At 46.9% G+C, this 23,959-nt stretch carries 18 protein-coding genes and 1 rRNA gene; 7 read left to right on the forward strand and 12 right to left on the reverse strand.

What is annotated here, in order from left to right:
• From AXFE_RS10735 to AXFE_RS10760, 6 genes are all read right to left on the reverse strand, one after another.
• Positions 1 to 429, reverse strand: a 16S ribosomal RNA gene (locus AXFE_RS10735); the annotation flags it as partial.
• Positions 430 to 2,138: 1,709 nt separating this feature from the next.
• The gene (locus tag AXFE_RS10740) at positions 2,139 to 3,770 is read right to left on the reverse strand and encodes a class I adenylate-forming enzyme family protein (protein ID WP_052605861.1); all 1,632 of its coding nucleotides are present in this window, start codon (positions 3,768 to 3,770) and stop codon (positions 2,139 to 2,141) included.
• Between the two features lie 221 nt (positions 3,771 to 3,991).
• Complete coding sequence (locus AXFE_RS10745; protein WP_052605862.1) at positions 3,992 to 4,594, reverse strand: NUDIX hydrolase; 603 nt, start codon at positions 4,592 to 4,594, stop codon at positions 3,992 to 3,994.
• 30 nt (positions 4,595 to 4,624) lie between these two features.
• On the reverse strand, positions 4,625 to 6,226 hold the full coding sequence (locus AXFE_RS10750) for a CTP synthase (RefSeq protein WP_052605863.1): 1,602 nt from the start codon (positions 6,224 to 6,226) through the stop codon (positions 4,625 to 4,627).
• A gap of 125 nt (positions 6,227 to 6,351) precedes the next feature.
• A complete protein-coding gene (locus AXFE_RS10755; protein ID WP_052605864.1) occupies positions 6,352 to 7,941 on the reverse strand; it encodes a DNA repair protein RecN in 1,590 nt (529 codons plus the stop codon).
• Positions 7,942 to 8,034: 93 nt separating this feature from the next.
• Positions 8,035 to 8,910, reverse strand: coding sequence for an NAD(+)/NADH kinase (locus tag AXFE_RS10760; protein WP_052605865.1), 876 nt, complete (start codon positions 8,908 to 8,910; stop codon positions 8,035 to 8,037).
• Between the two features lie 589 nt (positions 8,911 to 9,499).
• Here AXFE_RS10760 and AXFE_RS10765 point away from each other — a divergent pair.
• A complete protein-coding gene (locus tag AXFE_RS10765) occupies positions 9,500 to 9,802 on the forward strand; it encodes a rhodanese-like domain-containing protein (protein ID WP_052605866.1) in 303 nt (100 codons plus the stop codon).
• A gap of 1,314 nt (positions 9,803 to 11,116) precedes the next feature.
• Positions 11,117 to 12,778 (forward strand): FAD-dependent oxidoreductase, encoded by a 1,662-nt coding sequence (locus AXFE_RS10770; protein ID WP_052605867.1) that lies wholly within the window; start codon positions 11,117 to 11,119, stop codon positions 12,776 to 12,778.
• A 419-nt stretch (positions 12,779 to 13,197) separates the two neighbouring features.
• Here AXFE_RS10770 and AXFE_RS10775 read toward each other — a convergent pair whose 3' ends face one another.
• The 3 genes from AXFE_RS10775 to AXFE_RS10785 all read right to left on the reverse strand — a co-directional run bounded on the left by AXFE_RS10775 (position 13,198) and on the right by AXFE_RS10785 (position 15,619).
• Positions 13,198 to 14,037, reverse strand: a complete 840-nt coding sequence (locus tag AXFE_RS10775) for a TlyA family RNA methyltransferase (protein WP_052605868.1) — start codon at positions 14,035 to 14,037, stop codon at positions 13,198 to 13,200.
• 119 nt (positions 14,038 to 14,156) lie between these two features.
• Positions 14,157 to 14,723 carry a hypothetical protein gene (locus AXFE_RS10780; protein WP_052605869.1) on the reverse strand — a complete coding sequence of 189 codons (567 nt, stop codon included), beginning with the start codon at positions 14,721 to 14,723 and terminating at the stop codon, positions 14,157 to 14,159.
• A 119-nt stretch (positions 14,724 to 14,842) separates the two neighbouring features.
• Entirely contained in the window at positions 14,843 to 15,619 is a 777-nt protein-coding gene (locus AXFE_RS10785) for an enoyl-CoA hydratase-related protein (protein WP_052605883.1), read from the reverse strand.
• A gap of 607 nt (positions 15,620 to 16,226) precedes the next feature.
• Between AXFE_RS10785 and AXFE_RS10790 the strand changes: the two genes are divergently transcribed.
• Complete coding sequence (locus tag AXFE_RS10790; RefSeq protein ID WP_052605884.1) at positions 16,227 to 17,303, forward strand: HD domain-containing protein; 1,077 nt, start codon at positions 16,227 to 16,229, stop codon at positions 17,301 to 17,303.
• Positions 17,304 to 17,646: 343 nt separating this feature from the next.
• Here AXFE_RS10790 and AXFE_RS10795 read toward each other — a convergent pair whose 3' ends face one another.
• The 3 genes from AXFE_RS10795 to AXFE_RS10805 form a co-directional block, all read right to left on the reverse strand.
• Positions 17,647 to 17,976: a thioredoxin domain-containing protein gene (locus AXFE_RS10795; RefSeq protein ID WP_052605870.1), complete on the reverse strand. Its 330-nt coding sequence runs from the start codon at positions 17,974 to 17,976 to the stop codon at positions 17,647 to 17,649.
• A gap of 99 nt (positions 17,977 to 18,075) precedes the next feature.
• On the reverse strand, positions 18,076 to 19,077 hold the full coding sequence (locus AXFE_RS10800) for an MDR family oxidoreductase (protein WP_052605871.1): 1,002 nt from the start codon (positions 19,075 to 19,077) through the stop codon (positions 18,076 to 18,078).
• 329 nt (positions 19,078 to 19,406) lie between these two features.
• The gene (locus tag AXFE_RS10805) at positions 19,407 to 19,670 is read right to left on the reverse strand and encodes a hypothetical protein (RefSeq protein ID WP_052605872.1); all 264 of its coding nucleotides are present in this window, start codon (positions 19,668 to 19,670) and stop codon (positions 19,407 to 19,409) included.
• Positions 19,671 to 20,081: 411 nt separating this feature from the next.
• Between AXFE_RS10805 and AXFE_RS10810 the strand changes: the two genes are divergently transcribed.
• The 4 genes from AXFE_RS10810 to thiC all read left to right on the forward strand — a co-directional run bounded on the left by AXFE_RS10810 (position 20,082) and on the right by thiC (position 23,959).
• Positions 20,082 to 20,330, forward strand: a complete 249-nt coding sequence (locus tag AXFE_RS10810; protein ID WP_052605873.1) for a hypothetical protein — start codon at positions 20,082 to 20,084, stop codon at positions 20,328 to 20,330.
• A 1-nt stretch (position 20,331) separates the two neighbouring features.
• Positions 20,332 to 20,664 carry a hypothetical protein gene (locus AXFE_RS10815; protein WP_152626037.1) on the forward strand — a complete coding sequence of 111 codons (333 nt, stop codon included), beginning with the start codon at positions 20,332 to 20,334 and terminating at the stop codon, positions 20,662 to 20,664.
• A gap of 278 nt (positions 20,665 to 20,942) precedes the next feature.
• A complete protein-coding gene (locus tag AXFE_RS10820) occupies positions 20,943 to 21,713 on the forward strand; it encodes an SDR family NAD(P)-dependent oxidoreductase (protein ID WP_052605875.1) in 771 nt (256 codons plus the stop codon).
• Positions 21,714 to 22,300: 587 nt separating this feature from the next.
• Positions 22,301 to 23,959, forward strand: coding sequence for a phosphomethylpyrimidine synthase ThiC (gene thiC / locus AXFE_RS10825; protein ID WP_052605876.1), 1,659 nt, complete (start codon positions 22,301 to 22,303; stop codon positions 23,957 to 23,959).

Below are 23,959 nucleotides of genomic sequence, written 5' to 3' on the forward strand. Positions count from 1 at the left end.
GTTTACGACCCTAAGGCCTTCATCCTCCACGCGGCGTTGCTGCGTCAGGCTTTCGCCCATTGCGCAATATTCCCCACTGCTGCCTCCCGTAGGAGTCTGGGCCGTGTCTCAGTCCCAGTGTGGCTGATCGTCCTCTCAGACCAGCTACCCGTCGATGCCTTGGTGAGCCGTTACCTCACCAACAAGCTGATAGGCCGCGAGCCCCTCCCAAAGCGAAAAACTTTCCTCACTCTATCTTGTGATAGTGTGAGCATATTTGGTATTAGCATCGGTTTCCCGGTGTTATTCCAAACTTTGGGGCAGGTTGCTCACGTGTTACGCACCCGTTCGCCACTATCTATAAGGGCAAGCCCTTATAAACCGTTCGACTTGCATGTGTTAAGCACGCCGCCAGCGTTCGTCCTGAGCCAGGATCAAACTCTCCATCGAAATTGATGAAAAAGCTTAATTCAAGCTAATTACTGTTTTTTTGAGTTTCTCAAAATTTTTGAATTGATTAGGTCTGTACTTGTTTAGAAGTTGTTGATCGAATTCATAAGAACAGGTGTCTTCGTTTCTCTAAGAGGTGATATGTGTCTTTGGCTTTGGCTAGTAAGTACCTAAGTTATTTGATACTTATCAGTTAGTTGCTTTAGGCTCACCTATTAAGTCGTTACGACTCTGTAGATATGAAAGTCGTTCAACAGACCAAAACTGGCTGTAATTCGAATGCACGCTATATGAATCTCATTTAGCTATGCTTCTCATCCTATTTCGTTGTCAAGGAGCGGCCCTTATATAGCTAGGTGTTAGCTTTTAGCAGTTAGCTTGTCCTTTTGATAGATAAATCATATCTAAGGCTTTAGCTAACTACTAGCTTTCACTTTCGCTACAAAAGTGTTTCCGTTGGACTTCAGCAGGCTTTTATACCAACCGAAGTCGCGGCCTTCGTCACTACGAACTCACCGTCCGCGTTTCCCGAAGTGAAATATATAACTTAGCAGACAATTTCACTGGATAAGCCCTTTCGGATAAGAATTTTTTTAAACCACGAACAGTTATCGATAGGTTCAACCTCAAGAACTTTGTGTCATCAAGACTCACACGAGCCTCTTTCGAAATATCCGCCCTGTTCAATGACTGTTGGCTGATTGGCCATAACCAAGGAAGCTCTGTGTCTTCTTCTGGTGACGGGAACTCAAAAAAGAGTTCGAACCCCTAAGCAACGTAGTAGGGAGAAATCCGCAATTTGCGAACTAGTCATCGCCTAATAGAAAAATCATCAATCAAGTTCCCAACTCTAGGACACCGCCAAGCAATTAGCCGACCTAATTTGGCACGATCGAGGTGATTGATTAGCTAGGAGTGAGCCAAATGCAAAATATTTATTGCTAACTTGCACCTCAATTTCAATAAGTCAGCTGTTGGGCTTGCTAGCTTTCTTCTCAAGGCGATCTGCTGGCGGTCTCTCTCGCAACTTTTGATGGATGCAATGCAATTTTTGTCACCCTTGTCGCCACCCATGGTCTAGGGACACTTCGGAGGGTAAATTAAAAATCACTCCGCGCTTAATGAGACTAGGAGCGGAATTCTCTTAGGTGCAATTTCTATGAATCTTCAAAATCTTGCATCCAACGAGAGGCTCAACGAGTCCAAGATCTAGATTACCTATTCATCAAGGTCATCTTTCAAGCATCGAAGTGTGGTGATCGAGTTCGTTGTGTAACGTTTGAAAATAGCACTTAATTGCACCTAATCCGAGCCGTAAAACAACCTTGACGATTAGCCCAACTCGGTTTCGCTTTAGATTAAAGCTCACGGTAAGTAGCAGATTTAGAGGGACCTAAAACCAAACGAGATAATTCGTTCGGTTATAGAAAGAAACGGGACCGCTAATTCGACAATTGGAGACAAAAAGGAGAGACCTTGTCTGGACCACTACTCCAGAGCGCTAAAAAAATTAATCGAAATAACCCTTATCAAGCTCATTTCAGATAATGATAGGACGATAGCGCTTTGACAGATGAGAACGAGTAAGCCAACTAAAGTCAACGGCCATTGCAAGGTTTCCAACCGCCTAATTCTTCCCTCGAGTAACTTCAACCTTGATTCAGCCCCAAAAGCTACTCCTTCAAACAGGAAAGCAGACACAGCCAGCGCTATTTGGTTCTAATTACAGGTGCGGTAATAACGTCTTTGAGAATTGACTTTTGGATCTTGCCCACCGGTGTAAAAGGCAAAGACTCGGCAATGACATACTCAACTGGAAGTTTATAACTTGCTAGCCGCTCTTTGGCAAATTGGGCCAACCCAAAGAGATCTATATTGGATCCATGTTTTGGAACGATGTAGTAGCGTCCAACCTCACCAAGAATAGAATCCGCAACCCCAATGCCCGCTACTAGTGCCACGTCGGGGTACTTCGCTAGGACATTCTCGACCTCGACCGGATAGACATTAAAACCTCCCTGAATGAACATCTCCTTCTTTCGCCCTCGCAAAACTACGTGTCCGTCGAAGGTAATCTGCACAATGTCTCCGGTGCGCAACCAACCCTCTGAATCTTTCATCGAAGCAGTATTTAGCGAATCCTTCCAGTATCCCAAGACCACGCAGTCGCCTGAAACACATAACTCACCATCGCTATCAATTCCAACGTCAAGACCCGCATCGTCGACGACTTTGAGTCGGAAGTCTCCAATTGCACTGCCTAGCGTGGTCGAGACTAAAGCCAAGGAGTCACCGAGTGGGGAAATTATGCACGCACCCGAAGTCTCTGAAAGGCCATAAAGGTTGTGAATTGTGGCCTTAGGAAATGCGGCTGCTATCTCGCTTGCAAGGGTTGGATCGACATTTGATCCACCTACAACGACATAGCGGACGCATGAAGTATCTATCGAAGCAAAAGAGGGATCCGCCAAGATAAGATTGAACATCGTAGGAACGCCAGAAAACGAAGTAAGGCGTTCAGTGCTGATCATCTCTATCGCGCCCTTGGGCGAAAATGTCTCCATAAGATGTATCCTCGATGCACCAATCATTGAGGTAATCAAAGTACAAGTCAATCCCCCGACATGATTAAATGGCATATGACCTGCCATGGAGTCGCCCGAACCAATCCCAAAATGCTCTGCTTGAGCCCAGGCCGAAGCAATTATAGATCTATGGGTAATGGTCGCTCCCTTGGGTCGACCAGTGGTTCCAGATGTAAACAAAATCACGGCAGGATCTAGAGGCTTAACCCCCTCAATCCATTCGTCGATCGACTCATTGACAAAGGAATCTCTGAGGAGTGAAAAGCTATGGCCAACATCGACCTCATCATCGAAGAAGATCACGTCGTCAAGGAGCGGTAGTTCTTGTAGTAGCTCCCCATATAGCTCAGCTAGATTAAAGCCTTGGTTGGTCGCCGGAGTAATTGCGATCCGCGCTTGAGATGTCTCAAGCATATAGGAAAGCTCCTCACGCCTATATCTAACGTTCAATGTTACCAAGACCATACCCACCTGGGTAACACCGAGAAAGACAGCCACCCAATCAATAGAATTGACGCCTGCAATCGCAATAGAGTCGCCAGCCCTGTAACCGCGATCAATCAATGCGCTAGAGATCTGATCTGCTCGGTGCTTCAACTGAGAAAATGTACAAACCTCTTTACCGTTTCGGGTTGGGTGTAATTGATCTAGATAGGTAGCATCGCGAAAGTTGATAGCCCGATCACGGAGTAACCCCCCAAGGGTCAACGAACCAAGTTGACCACGAATACTCTCAAAGGAAACTGACTCTTGCATAAAAGAAGATTATCAGGCAACTCTAGAGGATGGGAGTCGGATAAGATTTTCTCAAACAACCAGTGACTATAGGCAAAAAAGACTGAGCAATTACGCTAAAAAACAAAGTTAACCACTCGTTTACCTTGGTTAAATACAACTTACAGGCTGATTCTTACACTACATGAGATCCGTTATCAACTACGGACCAAAAAGGCGCGAAATCGATCGATTTTGGCCAACTAAAGTGGGCGAAATCGATCGAGTTCAAAGTCGTCAACATAGACTTGCTCATCGACCGTAGTCTTGAGATACGAGGCCAAGGAATAGAGGCCGATTATCGTCTTAGCGTCACAAATCGTCCCCTTTGTGATGTGGTCCTCAAAGTCATTTAGCGATATGGATCGAAAGACCGCAGCGGTCTCTTCGGCACCTTGTGGAGATATCTCACCTTGTCGCAATCCTCTTGCCAAAAACAGATAGGTTAACTCATCACAAAATCCAGGCGTATTGTAGAAAGTGGATAGGAGCACCATCGACTGCGCATCAAGGCCCAACTCTTCCATCAACTCCCTACGTGCGCAATCGAGGGGGTCTTCTCCCAAAACATCGCGTTTACCCGCCGGCAATTCTATAACATCTCGTCCAAGAGCGACCCGAAACTGCTCTATAAGAAGCACCTCATCTCGACTAGCGTCGTAAGGAATGATAACTACCGCTCCGGGATGTCGTACTATATCACGAAATAGGGTGGATCCATCAGAGCTACGGTAAGCCACCGTCTCTAGCTTAAGAAATGAGCCTTCGTAGCGCACTTCACTTAGGTCAGGGTCGATCTCGAACAACCTATCAGTTCCCTTTCAACTCAAAATATACTAACGTATTTGAACTGCAGCGTTTACAAACTCACGAAAGAGGGGGTGAGGCCGATCTGGCCTGCTCTTAAATTCTGGGTGAGCTTGAGTACCAATCCAAAAAGGATGATTTGGAAGTTCTATAAACTCAACCAAAGACCCATCGGGCGACTCGCCGGAACAGACTAATCCGGCCTCTTCGAGCCGCTTCCGATACCGTGAATTGAATTCAAATCGATGGCGATGACGCTCAGAGACGATCGTCTCGCCGTAAGCGCTCGCAACCTTCGTGCCCGGAGTTAGTCGCGCAACATAAGCTCCAAGGCGCATCGTACCACCCAAATTTGTGATGCCACGTTGCTCTTCCATCAAGTCGATAACAGGATGAGGCGTATCGGACTTAAACTCTCTTGAATGTGCCCTATCCAATCCCGCTACGTTCCTGGCATAGTCAATAACCATAGTTTGAAGACCAAGACACAAGCCAAGACATGGAATGTTCGCTTCACGGGCAAAGCCGGCTGCAGCGATTTTACCCTCGACCCCACGTTCACCAAATCCACCTGGAATTACAATCCCAGAGAGATGGCCAAGCATGGACTCTGCGAGCATTGGAGTCACCTCTTCGGCATGTATCCACTCTAGATCAATTGCAACGCCGTGAAAGATTCCTCCGTGTCGCAATGCTTCAACGACCGATAGGTATGCATCGGTGAGATTTATATATTTACCTATGATGCCAATCTTAACGCTTGATGAAAGGTGCGACGACTTGGCGACTAGGTCCAGCCATGATCCTAGATTGACTTCAAAGCCAACATTTTCGATTCTAAGGAGGTTGATAATATAGTTATCGAGCCCCTCCTTGTGAAGAGAGATGGGCAGTTCGTAGATGTTTGGGACGTCGGCAGCTGAAATGACCGCATCTTTTGGAACGTCACAAAGCATCGAAATCTTTGACTTGAGAGCATCCGAGAGGTCATCTGTGGTTCGACATACGATAACATCTGGCTGAATACCTCGTGAGCGAAGTTCAGTGACTGAATGTTGGGTCGGCTTTGTCTTCTGCTCACCATTAGGTCCAATAGAAGGAACCAATGTTAGATGAACATAGCAGACATTATCACGGCCAACTTCCTTACGGAATTGACGAATAGCCTCCAAAAATGGAAGAATTTCTATGTCACCCACTGTTCCACCGACCTCTGTGATGACAATATCTACATCATCTGTAGCCAAAGTCAAAACGCGTGACTTAATCTCATCGGTTACGTGAGGAATTACCTGGACCGTCTTGCCAAGATAATCTCCACGTCGCTCTCGAGCAATTACGGAAGAATAGATAGATCCTGTAGTGATAGAGGAATTCTTCTTGAGGTTTACATCGATAAATCTTTCGTAATGGCCTAAATCGAGATCTGTCTCGGAACCGTCCTCGGTAACAAAGACTTCACCATGTTCGAAGGGATTCATCGTACCTGGATCTACATTGATGTAGGGATCCAATTTTTGCATAACTACCCGCAGTCCTCTTGCCTTTAGCAACCTTCCAAGCGAGGAAGCCGTAAGACCTTTACCTAAAGAGGACGCAACACCACCAGTTACGAAAATGTGTTTCGCCAAAAACCCTTCGCCAACCTTTCAAAACAAACTTTTCTCCAAAAACAGCCTACCCGCTGACAACCATAGATAATTCCAATTCAATCTGCCAAAATACGAATCTAAATTCGCGGATTTTATGTTCATAATCACTTCGAAGAATATCGCGAGATCAGTTCTCTAGCATGTTCTTTCGCCAATTGAGAGTCCGAAGAGCCAGATAACATGCGAGCGATCTCGATCTCTCTCGAAGCACCCTCCACCTTTTCAATTCGGGTTCGACTTTTGAAATCATTTGTGTCCTTTGTGATCACGAAATGGCTACCCGCAAAGGCTGCAACTTGAGGCAAGTGGGTCACTACAATGACCTGTCTCTTAGTCGAGAGCTCAACCAAGGAACTAGCAACTTCAATTGCCGATTTTCCTCCTACGCCCGCATCAACCTCATCGAATAGTTGAGTGTCGCACTCTGCTCCAGCCAGTAGAGTTATTGCCAGCATAAAGCGTGAGAGTTCGCCGCCCGATGCGAATTTTGCAATATCGATCTTGGCTTGTCCTGGGTTAGGCGTAAATAGAAAATGAATTGGTGATCCATCTATCGACTCTGAAAGGGCGACTTCACAAGTTGCACGACCAAGGGCTAGCTTAGGAAATAGCGCATTCAATCCGCTCTCAAGAAGTCGCGCTGATGCTGTTCTGGCATCTTTGATCGACTTACAGACGGCAAGGAACTCCGACTCTAGAGTCGCAATTTCAGACTCTAGCTCTTCTGGTGATGGGAGTTGTCCTTGTAGATGATCTCTACTTTGAATTAGGGAGTCATACAAGCTAAAGACCTCAGGCAAGCTGGGGCCATACTTACGTTTTATATCACGCAAAACAACCAGACGACTACGGATCTCTCCCACTCGATCCGCATTAGCTTCGAGGCCATCCATGCGGCCTTTAATCTCTTCCGTGAGATCCCTTACCTCGAGCTCTAGCGCCTCAAGACGAGCAGAGATTGCTTCTAGCCCTCGCAGCTTACCTCCACGTCGAGCAAGTGACGAATATGAATTATGCCTTGCGGAATCACCTTCGGAAGGCTCCAAAAGTTCAATCATCGAACCAAATAGTTCTCTATATTCTTCAACTTGTTCCAGCGAATCAAGCTCTTCTTCAAGGAGCAAATCTTCGTCATCGGTCGCCAATTTGATCTTTTCGATCTCACGAATCTGAAACTCTACTATTGCTAATTCCCGATTACGTGAGACACTATTTGCCTCTAGTTCGGCCAAAGATCTCTTGGCAGTACCAAGTTGAACCTCGAGGGATCGCTTTAGAACGGTATCAATCCCGCCGAATCGATCCAAGATCTCCCCTTGAGCACCGAGTGAGACCAGCTTCATTGAGTCATGTTGTCCATGAATATCCAACAGTGATGATCCCAGGGTTGAAAGTTCGCCTATTGAGGCCATCTTTCCATTGATGTAAGAGCGAGACCTGCCAGATGCCAAGATTGTTCGCGAAAGGATAAATTCGCCCTCTGGAGTGCTAAAACGAGCAGAAACGCTCGCCTCTTGGGCTCCAACTCTTACCCAACGAGCATCAGCCTTGGCCCCAGTTGCAATCGAAATTGCACCCACAACCATTGTTTTGCCGGCGCCTGTCTCCCCTGAAATAACATTCATTCCGGGCTCAAGAAGAAGACGCCCCTCTTCAATCACCCCGAGATTCTCTACAATTACCTCTTCAAGCATCTTATTGCCAATCCCCTAACGGTGGTGGTGACTCGAGAAAAATCCAATTGCTCATTGAATACCTGCTTGATCAATACCCTTCCAAAATTACTTCTAATCTAAAATCGATCCCATCGACTTTTCAGTCAGTCCAAACTTTGATTTTAGGATCACACGAAAGTCACGCTTGCCCAGTTTGATGACCAGTGCATTCAAGAGAGAAGAACGAACCTTTACAGATTCGTTCGGAGCTAGTACATGCCTATTGATGCCATCGACCATTATTGTCGCATGGGGCCCTTGCAAAACTCGAATTTCGACGGCTTCGTTGGAGTCTAAAACCAAAGCCCGATCAAATAACATATGAGGAGATATTGGTGTCATGATCATCGCTCGAAGGGTAGGCGAAACTACAGGTCCTCTAGCTGAAAATGAGTAAGCAGTCGAGCCCGTCGGAGTAGCTATTATCAGGCCATCGGCTTCGTAATCTAGAAAATGAGTATCGGCTATCGATACATTGAGTTTTACAACATTTCCCGAATGCGACTTTTCAACCACCAATTCGTTCAAGGCCACGAAACGCTCCGCCTCGTGAACTGATTCCGAAGTCCCTCTGGGTTGTCTTGAAATTTCAATATCAAGGGTCATTCGTTCTTCGAGTTCGTACTCACCGGCAAAAAAGTTCTCTAGCGCCTTGCCAAGCTCTGGAGGCTCGATCTCGGTCAGATAACCAAGATGACCGAAGTTCACTCCCAAGACTGGTACCTGATAGACCAAGCAAAGATCAATTGCGCGAAGCATCGTTCCGTCTCCACCTAGCGACAAAACGAGTGAGAGACCCTGACATTGAGAGGCCTTAGTCACCCTCAAAACTTCATATCCGGCCTTCTCGCACCAAGCCTCGACAAATTCGCTGGCCTCAATGGCACCCTTGCGTTCGGGGTGTACGACCATTCCGATACGCTTTTGAGGAACGTTTCTAACATTCATATTTGTCAAGATCAAACCTTACTTGTTATCAACGGAAATCAACGAGACGATCCGCTTAAACTAACTTCGCTCGCTTATGTATATTTAAATGCGATGATCCTAGTTAAACATAGGGTCCAGCCCCAAAAGAAGATGGCACTTACTCCTATTACACTAATTACCGTTACGAACTAGGGCGCATAACTAAGTTGAATATTGACAAAGCGCTTTTGCTCTTTGGGTAGACACCAAGATATTCGCCTTGGTTGATTCAACCGATTCACAAAACGCATCTTCCAAAGTGCTCTAGCGCCACGACCTTACCACATGGCCATGCCAATAGAACACGAGACTACGGGCGATTCTGCAATAGCAACCTTGAGATACAAGCTGGAATTATCCTCCGATTGAGATTGACCGACTCAATACTCTTCAAAGTTACCGGTTTGATATGCCTGCTCTAAGCCGGAAGGTTAATTTTGCCAACTAAAAACCGAAAACGAGACGGTCACTTTGTCTGTGGGAATCGAGCAATTAGATCGCCTGCAGGAAATATTTTCAAAGGATATAGTATACCCCCTAGGGTATAATTTGAATTGAAGGAGCGCAAGTGCAACTAGCCCATATCTCCCATCTTCGACAGGGACTTTCCCAGGGTGACCTATTGATCGATGTACGCGAACCCTATGAGTTCGACTCCGGACACGTACGGGGAGCAATAAACATTCCATTGAGTCAACTAGCAAACAAGTTACCGACCATACCTTTATCAAAGCGCATTTTTGTGATCTGTGCAAGCGGAAGCCGGTCAATGGAGGCAGCCAAATTCCTTTCATTGCGCGGATACGAAGCATTATCGGTAGCAAATGGTACTTCAGGATGGGCTGCGGCCGGAATGCCGCTGACGGCCTAGTCGGTACTTTGGCTCACCTTTCTAGAGGTTGACCAAATTGACTCCGCGTCAACTGGGGGACTAGATCGTCCTAGTCCCCCAGTTATTCCGAACTTAATCTCAAGGCAATTTCCTCAGACCGTTAGCAATAACCTATACCTGCAAACTTGCAAACCAAGGTTGCCAATTCAAGCATTATTTCCTTTAGGACTCTATCAACGCGAACTCGCACATAACTACTATCCAGTGAGCAAATTCGACTCAGATTACAAAGAACTTGTTTGCCTCTGGCGGCTAGGTTTTAACTAACATTCGAAAGTAGAGAGACCTATGGGTCACCCCTGGGTCATCTTCAAATCGAAACCGCACAAATCCTCAAATTTGCTAACTTTAACTCAACTTAGCACCAGCACAAAATCACAAAAACGATCTTCGTAATAGTCTTTGGGCCATTTTAAAATGAAACGATACTAAATCTCAACGTGAGCTATCGAAACATTTATCTACGAGCAACGCGATCCCCCAAACCACCGATTTTTTTTAACTGTCTATATCATGTAATCACAGTCACCAATGGATACCTAAGGTTTAAGATTCATCTGGATCCGGACAACGTGCCAGCGCAAACAAACGAAAGCGTCAAAAAGTGTCAACTTCAAGACACCGCCGTTGTGGCCATAACAGCCTTGCTGTTGCTTAAGGTGCCTTGATCTAGTGCCTCATGACAGAAAAGAATCGTTTCAATCTTTGTCGCCATAGCATCTCTCCGCCTCTCCGTCGAATGCCAACTCTAGAGCGATTTATACCTCGGAGCATTGCCAGCACAACAACCTCACCGCACCGCCATCGCTGGGTAAACAGTGACCTTTTGAGATCGCGGCGAATCCAAAGAGGAAAGAGCCAATGAGTTTCTAAAGGAGTACCAGTGGTGTAACGGCATCTCCCTGAGATAAAACAAGGCTAATGGCCTATCTTATATACCCCTTGGGGTATAGTGATTATAAAAGAAAATAGGCAGCGCAACAATTGAAAACCAAAAAACCAACTTGCAAAGGGAGAAGGCAGAACCAGACGACCTAGATCAAGTCGCATGCATAGCAATGCGCCAAATTTAAGAGTCATTATCTCTGCTTTGAGCTGTCTCTTCGAAAGTGATACTCAAGGTTTAGCCATGGTGCTCTTTCGTTACTAAAACGGAAGCCACGAATGTGACTTTTATCTATCGTCAATCAATCCGGATCCAACTCATCAAAAATTATCGACCAAATCTAACTAAACAGATAAGGAGTCGTTGCTAAAGTGCTCCAAACAGACAAGCTTTAGCAACAAAGCAAAATGAACAATACCGAAGCTCAAAAGACGACGGCTAGCCCAAAATCCTACGTAATTGTTGGGGGCGTAGCTGGAGGCATGTCTTGTGCCACTCGCCTAAGAAGACTGGATCCAAATGCGAGGATAACAGTCATTGAGCGCTCTAATTACGTATCATACGCAAACTGCGGTCTACCTTATTACGTAGGGGGTGTAATTCAAGACGAAGCCGATCTCCTGCTGCAGACCCCAGCATCCCTCAAGGCAAGATTTGACATAGACGTTTTGGTAGGGCACGAAGCCACAAATATCGACCGAGACGCACATAAAATCGAGGTACAAGGCATCGAGAAAGGCATTGGCACCTCTTTGGACTACGACTACCTAGTTCTAAGTCCAGGCGCAAAGGCCATAGCACTGCCAATCCCTGGGATCGAGAGCGCCTTCCAGTTGCGCACTGTTGAAGATGTACAAGCTATAACCAAACGCCTGGGAGGCAAGACCAAAAGTGCACTAATCATTGGAGGTGGCTTCATTGGCTTAGAGGTGGCGGAAAATCTTTCCAATCGAGGGTTACAGGTAACTATTATCGAAGCTTCCAGCCAACTCCTTCCACCCTTAGATCCCGAGATGGCCGCACTTTTGACCGACAAGATTCAAGGCCATGGAGTTCGCATTGCCACTTCAACGACGATCGAGAAAATCGAAAACAACGTAGCAACATTGTCAGACGGCTCAACCATCGCAAGTGACCTCTTTATCGCGGCAGCTGGCGTACGCCCCGACATAGCCATCGCACAAAGCTGTGGTCTTGAGATCGGAACCCGAGGTGGAATAGTTGTTGACGACGACCTTCGAACCAATGATCCCGCAATCTTCGCCGTCGGAGACGCCGTGGAAAAACGAGAGTTCTTTGACTCTGGTGCCAACCTCGTTCCCTTGGCAAATGTCGCAAATCGTCAAGGTCGACGGGCTGCAGATGCCATTATGGGAAGGCTAGGCGCAGACCCCTATACTCAGGGAACCGCAATCGTCACGATCTTCGGGCTCAACATTGCCCTCACTGGGGTAAACGAAAAGCGACTATCGCACTCTGACATTGAGATTGAGAGTATCCACAGCCACCCCAACTCTCATGCAACCTACTTTCCTGGCGCTGAGGAGATGCACATTAAGGTAATCGCATCCCGCTCGGATGGCCGAATCCTTGGTGCTCAAATTATTGGTGGCGCCGGTGTCGACAAACGGATCGACGTTATAGCAACTGCCATCAAAACCAAGATGAAGGTCTGGGAATTGGCCGACCTTGAACTAGCCTATGCTCCACAATTTGGATCCGCGAAGGACCCAATAAACATGATTGGATACATCGCGGAGAACCGACTCGAGGGAAACTTTAGAGCAACTCAATGGCATGAGATCGAAGAGGCAATCGAAACTGGCGTGGAACTGATAGACGTCCGAGACGAAGCTGAATTTGCCCAAGGTACAATCCCCGGGGCTAAAAACATTCCATTGAATTCGCTAAGAGAGCGATATCGCGAGATTGCCACACCAAATCCGATCGTCTTTTGTCGAGTAGGTCAACGCGGACATAGCGCCCAAGCACTTTTGGTCAGATACGGAATCAACGCCAAAAACCTAGACGGAGGAATCATAACTTGGCAGGCCACCAAGGGAATCTAATCGAACCAGGCTCATTCATAGAAAAATAAGCATTATCCGCATTCGAGTCGATCGTGTCTTTAGAAAACCAAGGGAGATCCCTTCCAATTCAAGACACATTAAATCCACTCGAATGCCGGGTGGCTCTTTGAGATGAGTTCGACCAAAAGGCAAGTTCTCAGTAAGCCAGAGGGAACATTTTGCCTCTATGAATCACACTGGCGCCAGCGACGCCATACTCCGGTAGCCATCTGGCACCTAACATCCAACTACCAGATGTAAAGATTAATTGTAACGCCTAATAAAGATCAAACTAGACCAAGGCGCTAAGGGTATATCAATTTAATGTTGACTTTTAGCCGACCATATCTGGTATTGATTCGATGAAATCTGTAATCAATTAGTCGTTAAAAAATCACGTTGGAGGTCAAAGCCAAAGACTACTCCTCACTGGGTAACTCTTCACTTTCACCCATTGTCTCTGCGATCAGAGAATCAACACATAAATTGGCCAGCATGGCCAATTGAGACTTCCCTAATTCATCATCACCGAAACTACCGTAGATGAAAAACTCTCGATTTCCTTGAGCACCGGAGATACGCGAAGCCACGACTGCTAAGATTCGAGCTTGTCGCTCCTCTAGCCCTTGGCCAACTTTAATTATGGCGGCCTTCCAAAGTTGAGGGTCTCTTATGACGCCTTTCCCTCTTGAAACAGACCTGCGATCTAACTCAAATTGAGGCTTTACCAAGAGCAGAAATCTTCCGGAATTCTCTAGAAAGACTGATTTCACCACGTCAGCGATCGTTAGCAGAGAGATAAAACTCAGATCACCAACGACCATGTCAAAGTGGGGAAGATCGAAGTCGTCCCTGTTGACATTTCTAACATTGACACCCTCCAAAAGGACCACTTTGGGATGTCTGGATACAATTTGATCCATTTGACCAACGCCAACATCGACAGCCACAACCGCGATTGCCCCACGCTCGATTGCCACCTGGGTAAATCCACCTGTCGAAGAACCGAAATCACTTAGAGTTAACCCATTCAGATCAATCGAAAGATCATCGAGTGCGCCCAGAAGTTTGTAGGCCCCTCGACCCACATATTTAGACTTGGGCCCTAAAATATGCACCGAGTCACTCGGCCGTATCTGCCGTGTAGCTTTTAGGGCTATCGATCCATTGACTCGGACGCGATTGGCTACTATCAATTCCATAGCTTGGTCTCGACTTCTAGCCAAACCTTCCACTACCATTGCTTTGTCAAGTCGCATTGATGCGCTACGTTTAGTCATCTAGGAACATGATAGGAGTGCAAAAGGGTGGCGCGTGCCGTTGGTTCATCGCTGGCCCAACGGCACTTAACTAAAAGCCACAACCGTATACGAAAGCGCTACTGATCTAGATTCGGTAGGTCTCCGCTTGACTCGCCTTCCGGTACGGCTTCAGTCGGGACGGCTTTAGATGCCCGACTTCTTCTCGGTGTCTTACTTGTTACCTTCGTGGCCTCGTCTGGGGTGATTGGAAGATCTTCAACCACAACAACATCACTAGCAGAATCAACGTGTGACTCCCTTTTTGTAAGAAGTTTGGCCACCGCTTCGCTAAGTGCTACAACATCACCACGCAACTCCTCACGAAGTGCAGAAAGCGACACTACGTCATCTTTTATCTGATTCATTGCCTCAGTTACTTCAACTAAATCTTCTTTAGTAGGAAGTTTCAGAGTATTAACCTGCTTTTCCACTTCGTGACGGATGGTGTCAGCGAAGAACTCAGTACTTCGTTTAGAGCGCTGAATCACATCTTCTATAAGCTCTAAGGCTTGATTCCGCTGAACCTCAGAGAGATGCATTAGATCACGCGCGATCTCTTCAACCCTATCGGTTGACATTCGAGAGACGGTCTTTCCTGCATCGAGTAACTTCTTATAACGGTCTTTTGGAGATTTTGATGCCATAGCGAAATCATAGCCACTTGTAATCCAAGGTTCAACTCCAAGATCACGATGACCAAAATCTTAACGTTCACACCAAAAAGACTAAACCCCTATTCAACGCTAAGAATCCGAACAAAAAGCTAGCAATTCGCCCAATTCGGCTTGCGCTTTTCGAGAAATGAAGCCATACCTTCTTTGGCATCGGCGCTTTGGGACATCGATGCCATCGTCTCCACCGCCAACGCATACGCATCTTTAAGACTCATTTCCATGGTCTTATGCAACGTAGCTTTTCCAACACCCTTGGAAAACGCAGATCCTCTGGTCGCGCGTCGCATCAATTCCACGGCAGCCTCATCCAAACTCTCAGGTTCTACGACTTTATTTACCAAGCCCCACTCTGCTGCTGTTTTAGCATCTATGACATCCCCGCACAAAGACATCTCCATAGCGCGCTTTTGGCCAATCGATCTTGAAATTGCAACCATGGGAGTGTGACAAAACCAACCTCCACGACCGCCAGGAGCAGCAAAGCCGGCCTGGGTTGACGCAACAACCAAGTCACAACTGGCGACAAGTTGGGCTCCCGCCGCTGTAGCCAATGCATGGACTTTGGCCATCGTCACTTGAGGGATCTCACCGAGGCTTAACATAACCTTGGTGCAGGTCCACAATAGATGGCGCATCTCTGGAAGATTCGCATCTACCATATCGGAAAAGTCATGACCAGCGGAAAACACCGGGCCCGCACCGCTTATGATGACTCCGAGGGCATCGCTCTCACCAATAATATCTAGGCCCGTTTGAAGTTCCTTGAGGTGATCTAGGGAGAGAGCATTTCTCCTCTGCGGTCGATTCATGGTCAGGTAAAACAGATCGTCACCCCGCTCAAGCACGATATTGCGAAATTTACCCAGGATTTTCATTTTATCACCATTCTATTAAAAGTTACGTGATCCATTATTCCACGATTTTCTTCGGTGGAGGCGATATTAGCCCACCAGTCATCACCCTTTGTAAACCCCATTTAGATCATTAGGAAAGATGCCAGACAGGCCACAAATTACCCCCTCTTTGGTCTTATGAAGTCACTCCGAACCTCAATTGTCCAGAGACAATTGACCAGCCAGTCCGAAATGATCTAAGGGGTTCAACTTTTTTACCAAAGCAACTCGAACCCCATGACGTTCAGTCACTTCACATGAATCACCATTTGAATGTACCCAAGTAGTGCTATTAGCCCTAGCCAAGTCGTCTACCTGCATGTGCAAAGATGCAAAGACGATACGAAAGCGATAACTATCATATTAATTTAGGCCATCGGTGAAGCTCGATAAACCTTTGTGACCATGTCACAGTTGTATGAGAAAATCAAATATAAACGACGAATTCGATTCGAAAAATGCATAAGCACCAAGGAACATCACTTAGGTCGGCACTACTCGATACTCTATCTACAACAGCCAGGGGGAGAAATTGCCTAAAGCGACAAATAGCGAGAGATCTCAAGTTTGGGAAAAGACCATGCAAGGCTGGAATGAAAACCCAGAGATCGTACATGCCCACGCTCACTCCAAGATAAAGATTCAGGTAGGCCATGAAGTTCGTAGCCAAGAATTTGAATGGACGCCAAACCCCGATGCAACAAGGGGATATTCGGGAGGAAACCGCCGTATCGTCGAACCCCAAGATCAATATCGAAGTTGTTTTGAAAAAGATCGCGACCGTATTCTACATTCGAGCTCCTTTCGGCGACTCGCTGGCAAGACTCAGGTATTTGTCTTTCCTGCTGACCACCAAAGAACAAGGTTGACCCATGCCCTCGAGGTTGCCCAGGTTTCCAGGGCAATCTCAAAGCGGTTGGGACTTAATGTCGACCTCTCAGAGGCTATTGCTCTGGGCCACGATTGTGGCCATGGTCCTGGGGGCCACGCTAGTGAAGATGCTCTCTCTTTGTTCCTACCCGACGGCTATGATCACGCAGTCTTTGGAGCAGACTCAACTCTAACGCATTTGAACCTTTGCGAGGAGACCCTAGATGGAATTAGAAATCATTCCTGGTCAAGGCCAGAGCCCGCCACACCCGAAGGACTAGTTGTCTCATGGGCTGACAGAATCGCCTATTGCGCTCATGATTTAGAAGATGCTATTAATGCGCATATCCTCGGACAGTGCGATGTCCCTCATAAAATTACTCGCGTGGTCGGAACAACTCGTTCTGAGCAACTTAACTACTTTATAAATTCCATCGTGTTCACTGCAGTCAAGACTGGATATATAGCCATGGATGAGGAAGGTGCAACTGCCCTAGGAGCAATGAGACAATTCAACTATGAGTCCATCTATCTGCGTCCCGAATCAATTCGCCAATCAGAACAGGTAATCGAGGTTTTGCGCGCCCTGGTCACAAAGCTCATCTCCGATAGGCAACTCTTTAGCAATCTGATCAAAGATAGAGGGGTAATCAGCCTCGATAGTCCTGACTACGATCACAAGGTGGTTGGTTACGTCGCAGGGATGACTGACCGATATGCATTTTCAATGGCGTCATCATTGACAGAGATTACAGCGGAACAGGTTCCGCGAGGTATCGACTTTTAACGTTGATGATTCAAATCTCGCGATCTACGCCTTGACTATTTTTACCCTGCATTGAGCTGCCAACCACATTTGATGTAGAGCATTGTCAACGTCTAATCTACATATATCAAGGCGGCTTTTAGCTGCAATTAGTGATCCCGTCGGTAAACATCAATTTCTTTACTAAAAGGAACTTTTAAGATCATCTTTCTTGTCCGTTTGATTAGGGTAACAATAGGTTGGCTAAACCCTACATTACGTTCTCGCTTGTGGCACTTCCCACCATAGTAGATCGATGAGAGCTAGTATTTTCGTCGCACAACTCAAATCTAAAGGTAGCCAATTAGGCGGGAAGCTGTCAAATCTATAGACGCAGTTGGGCTGCAAGAGATCTAATTGGCAGACTTCCCAACGAGACTGCCGCTACCTGTCCCTCCCTCATCCGAATAACCATTGGCACCGAATCAACCGAAAATCTTTTGCGTGCCCAATCGTTGTGATCAACATCAACAATCAAGATCACAATCTCATCGGGAGAGGTTCTTACAAGTTCTTCCAAAGTAGAAAGAACGACCTTAGACGAACTGCTCCACTGTGTAACAAGCCCAATCAAAAGCGTCTGCTTTAGGTAACCCTCAATCATCTCATTGAGGGTTACCTCATCATTGATTTGAATAGGGTCGTACAAAACCAATTATTAATCTCCAGCGCTAATTTACGAACCGCTCACACAACCCAAGTTGGATCCAGATCGATCCTAAAGACCAACCTGGACCGTCGACGATATATTTACTTAGTGCCCTTGCTCTTTTACGTCGACAACTACACGACCTCGAATTTTACCGCTAAGAATATCACTAGCAAGGCCAGATAGGTCGTCTAATGTCTGAATCGTTGTAAGTGACTCCAGCTGAGATCTTGGAATCAACTCCCCAAGTCGTCTCCAAGCAATCTCGCGCCTTGAATTTGCACAAGCGGTCGAATCTATACCGAGAATGTTCACTCCTCTGAGCAAAAATGGCATTACCGTTGATGAAAAGCCAGCACCTCCGGCTAAACCAACTGATGCTATCGATGATCCACTGACCATTTGACCAAGGATGCGCCCTATGGTCGATCCACCAACGTTATCAATTGCCCCGGCCCAACGCTCTGTCTCTAGAGGTCGCTTGGTCTCTTCGGCCAGTTCCTGTCTGGGGACTATCTCATCTGCCCCGAGGCCCTTTAGGTATTCGGTCTCACTCATGCGTCCGGTTGAGGCCGCTACTTTATATCCGAGTTGATGAAGAGCGATGATTGCTATCGAGCCCACGCCTCCTGCTGCACCTGTAACCAAGACTGGCTTATCACTTGAATCTGGAGAAAGGCCGAGACTCTCTAATGCCATGATTGCCAACATAGCCGAAAGGCCTGCCGTACCAAGGGCCATTGAATGGAAAGGAGAGAGGTTTGAAGGCAAAGGAATTGCAAAGTCTGGATTTATCTTGGCAAGGGTCGAGTATCCTCCCCAGTAGCTCTCTCCAATTCGCCACCCGGTTGCAATGACTTCATCACCAATATTAAACCGTGGGTCGCTGCTGGCTTTGACGCGTCCTACCAGATCAACGCCGGGAACATGGGGATAATTTCGAACGAGCCTACCAATACCATTGATCACCATGCCGTCTTTGTAATTAAGTGTGGAATACAAGACCTCGATCTCTAGTCCCTCATGTGGGAGCGCGTCTTCAGAGATCTCACGGACAGAACCCGTTACCTTAGAGTCAACTTCGTCAATTAAAAATGCTCTTATCATTCCTACACTTTATTCCAACAATGTCGAAAGCGGGGCGCAAGTAAAGTCAACAAATCATTGCCAAAGCGCGCGGATCTAGGCTGGTTATGGCCGATCATCATAATCGAGAGCATTGAGATTGCAAATCAAAGACACGGTCTCTGATCACTACAAAATAACTGCCACACCAAATCAAAGAAAGACAACTGGCCTTTCATTCGAAGGACCACAGCCAACAGCACCATTATCGCGCTCAAAAGAGGTCATCTAGAGTAGAGATCAATTGGGCGCATCCATGAGGAGGGTCCACAGACTCATCCCAAGTACCTCTTCATATAGCAAGGATATGGCTAGGCATCGAGACTGGTGATGTCTATGAAGACGCGATCGGCCATGAGAGCAAAGGCAAAGAACTCCCCGGAAGTCCGAGATGCTTTGTGGGGGAAGCACTTTTGGTCACCCTCATAGTCGGTAGTGTCTTGTGGTGGGGCCCCATTAGAGACGGTAAAGAAGTACGGTGAGAAAGCACATAGAAAACCAGAAACTCCCAAGAGGTAAATCAGGGAGACCAAGAAAGAATTGAGGTCGCTTGACCCCTCCCTTACGGAAAGCAATTACGCTCCCGTTGGTTCAAAATGCACTAGATCAAACCTGAACAACGTTTCTATTATTATCGGGCTTACTTTAGATTGGCGTTGTCGCCGCGGCCGATGGTCCATTTGAGGCAATCGGCGGCTTCACAGCCAAAATAAGAGGAAGCGGATTCGTACTTCTCATAGCAATGATGGCCCTGGTGGTTGTCATAACCGTGATTCTCAACCTTGATAACTCTGTGGTCTTTCTAACCCCTACCTTGATTCATGCATCAAGGACACAAAAGAGCCAAAGGAAGCTTTTGCTTGTGGATCGATCTTCATAGCCAATTCAGCCTCATTGCTGCTGCCAGGTTTCAATCTGACCAATGTCCTGGTGCTTTCTACAGATCACATCAGCGGAGCTAGTTTTGCCGCGCGTATCCTTTTGCCATGGGTGATCGCAATAGTGGCCACCATGATAGTCATCATGATCTGGCGCAGATTGGATCTAAGCCATGCACCACAAAGCAATTTGGCGCACTACCACTTCGGTTGGGACCGGGAATAGCTGGGGTTGACTTAGCAACCATTGCAGTGCTAACCACAGCCAGCCCAGTACCATTACTCGCTTTTATTGGATTGGATGCAGCTGCCATTGATCTGTCTTTGGGCGGTTCCCTTTCTAAAAATGCTACTTGAGATGAATCCCATTGCGATCCTCGGCCTCTTTATATTTTCGACATTGCTTGGGGCAATTGGTAGGCATTGGACGCTTCCACCAGATCTGATTTGCCATCTTGGACCACTTCTGACTGCGTGGGTAGCGCCAATCACCACTTTGGCTGCCAACAAATTGTCAGCAGCCACTCTGCTTTCATCGCATCTACCAAGGCATCTCATCAACCTTCTAATTGGATTGGATCTTGGATCCAATCTCGGAGTATCAGAACCACTATCGGCGATACTGAGACTTAGAATCGCTAAATCAAATAAAGCAACACCATCGATTGCCGCCTATTCGAAGGTTGAATGAACCACTGCCATGGTTTCAATCACCCCGGCAGTTCTCGCATTGTTGGCAAATAGCACCAATAAGCGCTGACCCCCATCGCCAATGTACTTCAGAGGAGATTGATGGGCGATTAGTCCCATGATGATTTACCTCTCACTCATGTACCTCTCACTGAACCAGGAAACGTGCTAAGTTAGCGATCTGTGCGCGCTAGCTCGGAGACACTGAGGATCAATCTTTGATCAGCCTCGCCTTCAAAATGCTATGGCTCAAAATAATCAGAATACTTGGGTAGGGAAATGTTTTCACTAAAAGGTGACGTAGCGATCATAACCGGTGCTGGCAGCGAAGGTGGGATCGGCTTTGCCTGTGCCAGCCAACTGGGTCATAGGGGCGCAAAAGTCGTAATCACATCGACTACCACACGGATCTTCATGCGAGTTAAAGAGCTTCAAGACCAAGGAATCCTAGCTCATGGCATCGTTGCAGACCTAACCTTAGAACAAAACGCCAAGCAGATAGTTCAAGCAGCCCTTGAGCTCTTTGGGGGCCTCTCGATCTTGGTAAACAATGCCGGCATGGGGACTATTACGGCGCCTGAAACTTTTATACCTCTTTTCGAACTTCCATTGGCGAAGTGGAAGGAATCAATTGATCGCAATCTTACAACTGCCTTTTTGATGACCAAACATGTATTGCCAACGATGGTTGATCGCCAATATGGACGAATCGTCAACATCGCTTCAACGACCGGGCCAATCGGTGCAGTGGTGAACGAAGGACCATATGCGAGTGCTAAAGCAGCGATGGTGGCACTCACAAAGACTACAGCAGTCGAACACGCCAAGGCTTTGATTACTGCGAATGCAATTGCTCCGGGATGGATAGCAACACCAGCTCAGACCGAGACAGAGAGTCACCACGGTCTAGCATCTCCAATGGGACGCTCAGGACTACCGAAGGAGGTTGCCAGCGCCGTAACTTTTCTGGCTAGCCATGAAGCTAGCTACATCAACGGACACCTCTTGGTGGTAGATGGCGGAAACCACCTTATCGAAGGGCTCGGATAAGGAGGCCGAAATAGCCATGGCATCGCAGTCGATAGAACTCAATTACAAAGGAATACACACAAACCTAAAATTTATAATTGCAGTAGATTACGCGTCAGATTGCAATTAAACATAACGCGTCTATTAAGATCTAAAGTATCTTCACCTTTAGCCCCACTCCTATCCTATTTGGACTTATCTTGGTTCAAATCCATCTGTTAATGCACTTGATTAGGTAAAATAATGGCGCCATTTTCTATAGTACTAATTGTCAATAGAGGCGCTCAATAGCCACTTACTATAAGACAAACCAGGATTCATAGGTTGAGCTATCGATTCATTAGAGCGAAATCGGTTTAAACCCATAGACGACTAAGAGCATGTCTTAATCGTCTATGCATCATTTCTATAACCTTTTATCTACATTTTATCGATCCAAATCTCCAGCTAAAAAAGGCAAATACTAAATCTAGGCGTGGAAGTTCGCCACGGGCGACTAGCGTTTGATTCGAAAACACGGGAGCTATATTGCTGAGAGGGATCCGCTAATTGCGGTAAACCGACCGTCTGACCTGATCCGGATAACGCCGGCGGAGGGAGTACCTTACATGAGTGAACAACCATCTAAAGTCTACGTTAATGGTTCCTTATTTGACATAAAAGTACCATTTCGACGAGTGGTGCTCGACGAACTCGATGAAAACTCAAATAACGTAAAGCTAGATCTTTATGATACAACTGGCGAAGATTCCCCTGGGAATAGTGGAATTACGCCGCTGCGACAGAGGTGGATTTCCAACCGAGATGACACCCATGCTATAGATTCAGATAAAACCAATACTGGGGGTTCAGTGCCACCTAGGGTTGCCAACAAAGGCAAACGCCCTACCCAGTATGGCTATGCAAAGTCAGGAATAATCACCCCAGAAATGGAATTTGTCGCAATCCGAGAAGGGGTCGACGTTGGCATTATCCTAGAAGAACTGTCCAAGGGTCGCGCCATTATTCCACTAAACATCAACCACCCTGAAGCCGAGCCAATGATCATCGGTTCACGCTTTTTGGTAAAGGTAAATGCCAATATAGGCAACTCCTCAGTCTCTGCCAACATTGGCGACGAGGTAACCAAGCTCCATACCGCGATCCAATGGGGTGCCGATACGGTCATGGATCTTTCCACCGGAGCAGATATTGCTCTAACCCGAGATGCAATTCTTAGAAACTCCCCAGTCCCGATTGGCACAGTGCCAATCTACGAAACGCTCGCACGGGTTGGTGGAAACCCCGTAAATCTCAGTTTCGAAGCATTCAAAGAGACGATGATTGCACAAGCAATGGGCGGGGTCGACTATATGACAATTCATGCGGGTCTTCGCCTGAGCCACATTCCTCTGACGATTCCACGGGTTACCGGAATTGTCAGTCGTGGAGGTTCGATAATGGCAACTTGGGCACTTGCTCACCATGAAGAAAACTTCCTTTATTCGAATTTTGCTGAGATATGTGAAATTGCTTCAACCTTTGATGTCACCATCTCCCTTGGTGATGGACTGCGGCCGGGATCTATCGCAGACGCTAACGACCAAGCTCAATTTGCCGAATTGGCTACCCTTGGTGAATTAGTAAAGATCTGTCGAGCCCACGACGTTCAGGTAATGGTAGAAGGCCCTGGTCATGTACCAATAAATCGTATCGCTGAGAATGTGCAAAAAGAGGTCGAACTCTGTGACGAAGCGCCCTTTTACACGTTGGGACCACTAACTACAGATATCGCACCCGGATACGATCACATCACATCGGCGATTGGTGCTGCACTAATTGCAAGCCATGGAACCGCAATGTTATGTTATGTTACGCCCAAAGAGCACTTGGGACTCCCAAATGCAGACGACGTAAAAGAAGGTATGATTGCTTACAAGATCGCGGCACACGCTGGTGACTTATCTAAAGGCCACCTGGGGGCAGCACAAAGAGACCTAGCACTATCTCGAGCTCGATTTGACTTTAGGTGGGAGGACCAATTCAACCTTTCACTTGACCCACAAAAAGCTCGAGCCTTTCACGATGAAGAACTCCCCGCTCCCGCAGCCAAAAAAGCCCACTTTTGCTCAATGTGCGGACCTAAGTTCTGTTCAATGGCCCTTTCGCAACGACTCAAAACCGCAGATGGCGAGCTTTTAAAAGACCCCATGGCAGAAAAATCGGCGCAATTCGTCGACGGAGGTGCCGAAATCTACCTATCCATGCCAAGCAAGGTTCGCCCTTGA

This window comes from Acidithrix ferrooxidans (assembly GCF_000949295.1).
Taxonomy (GTDB): Bacteria; Actinomycetota; Acidimicrobiia; order Acidimicrobiales; family Acidimicrobiaceae; genus Acidithrix; species Acidithrix ferrooxidans.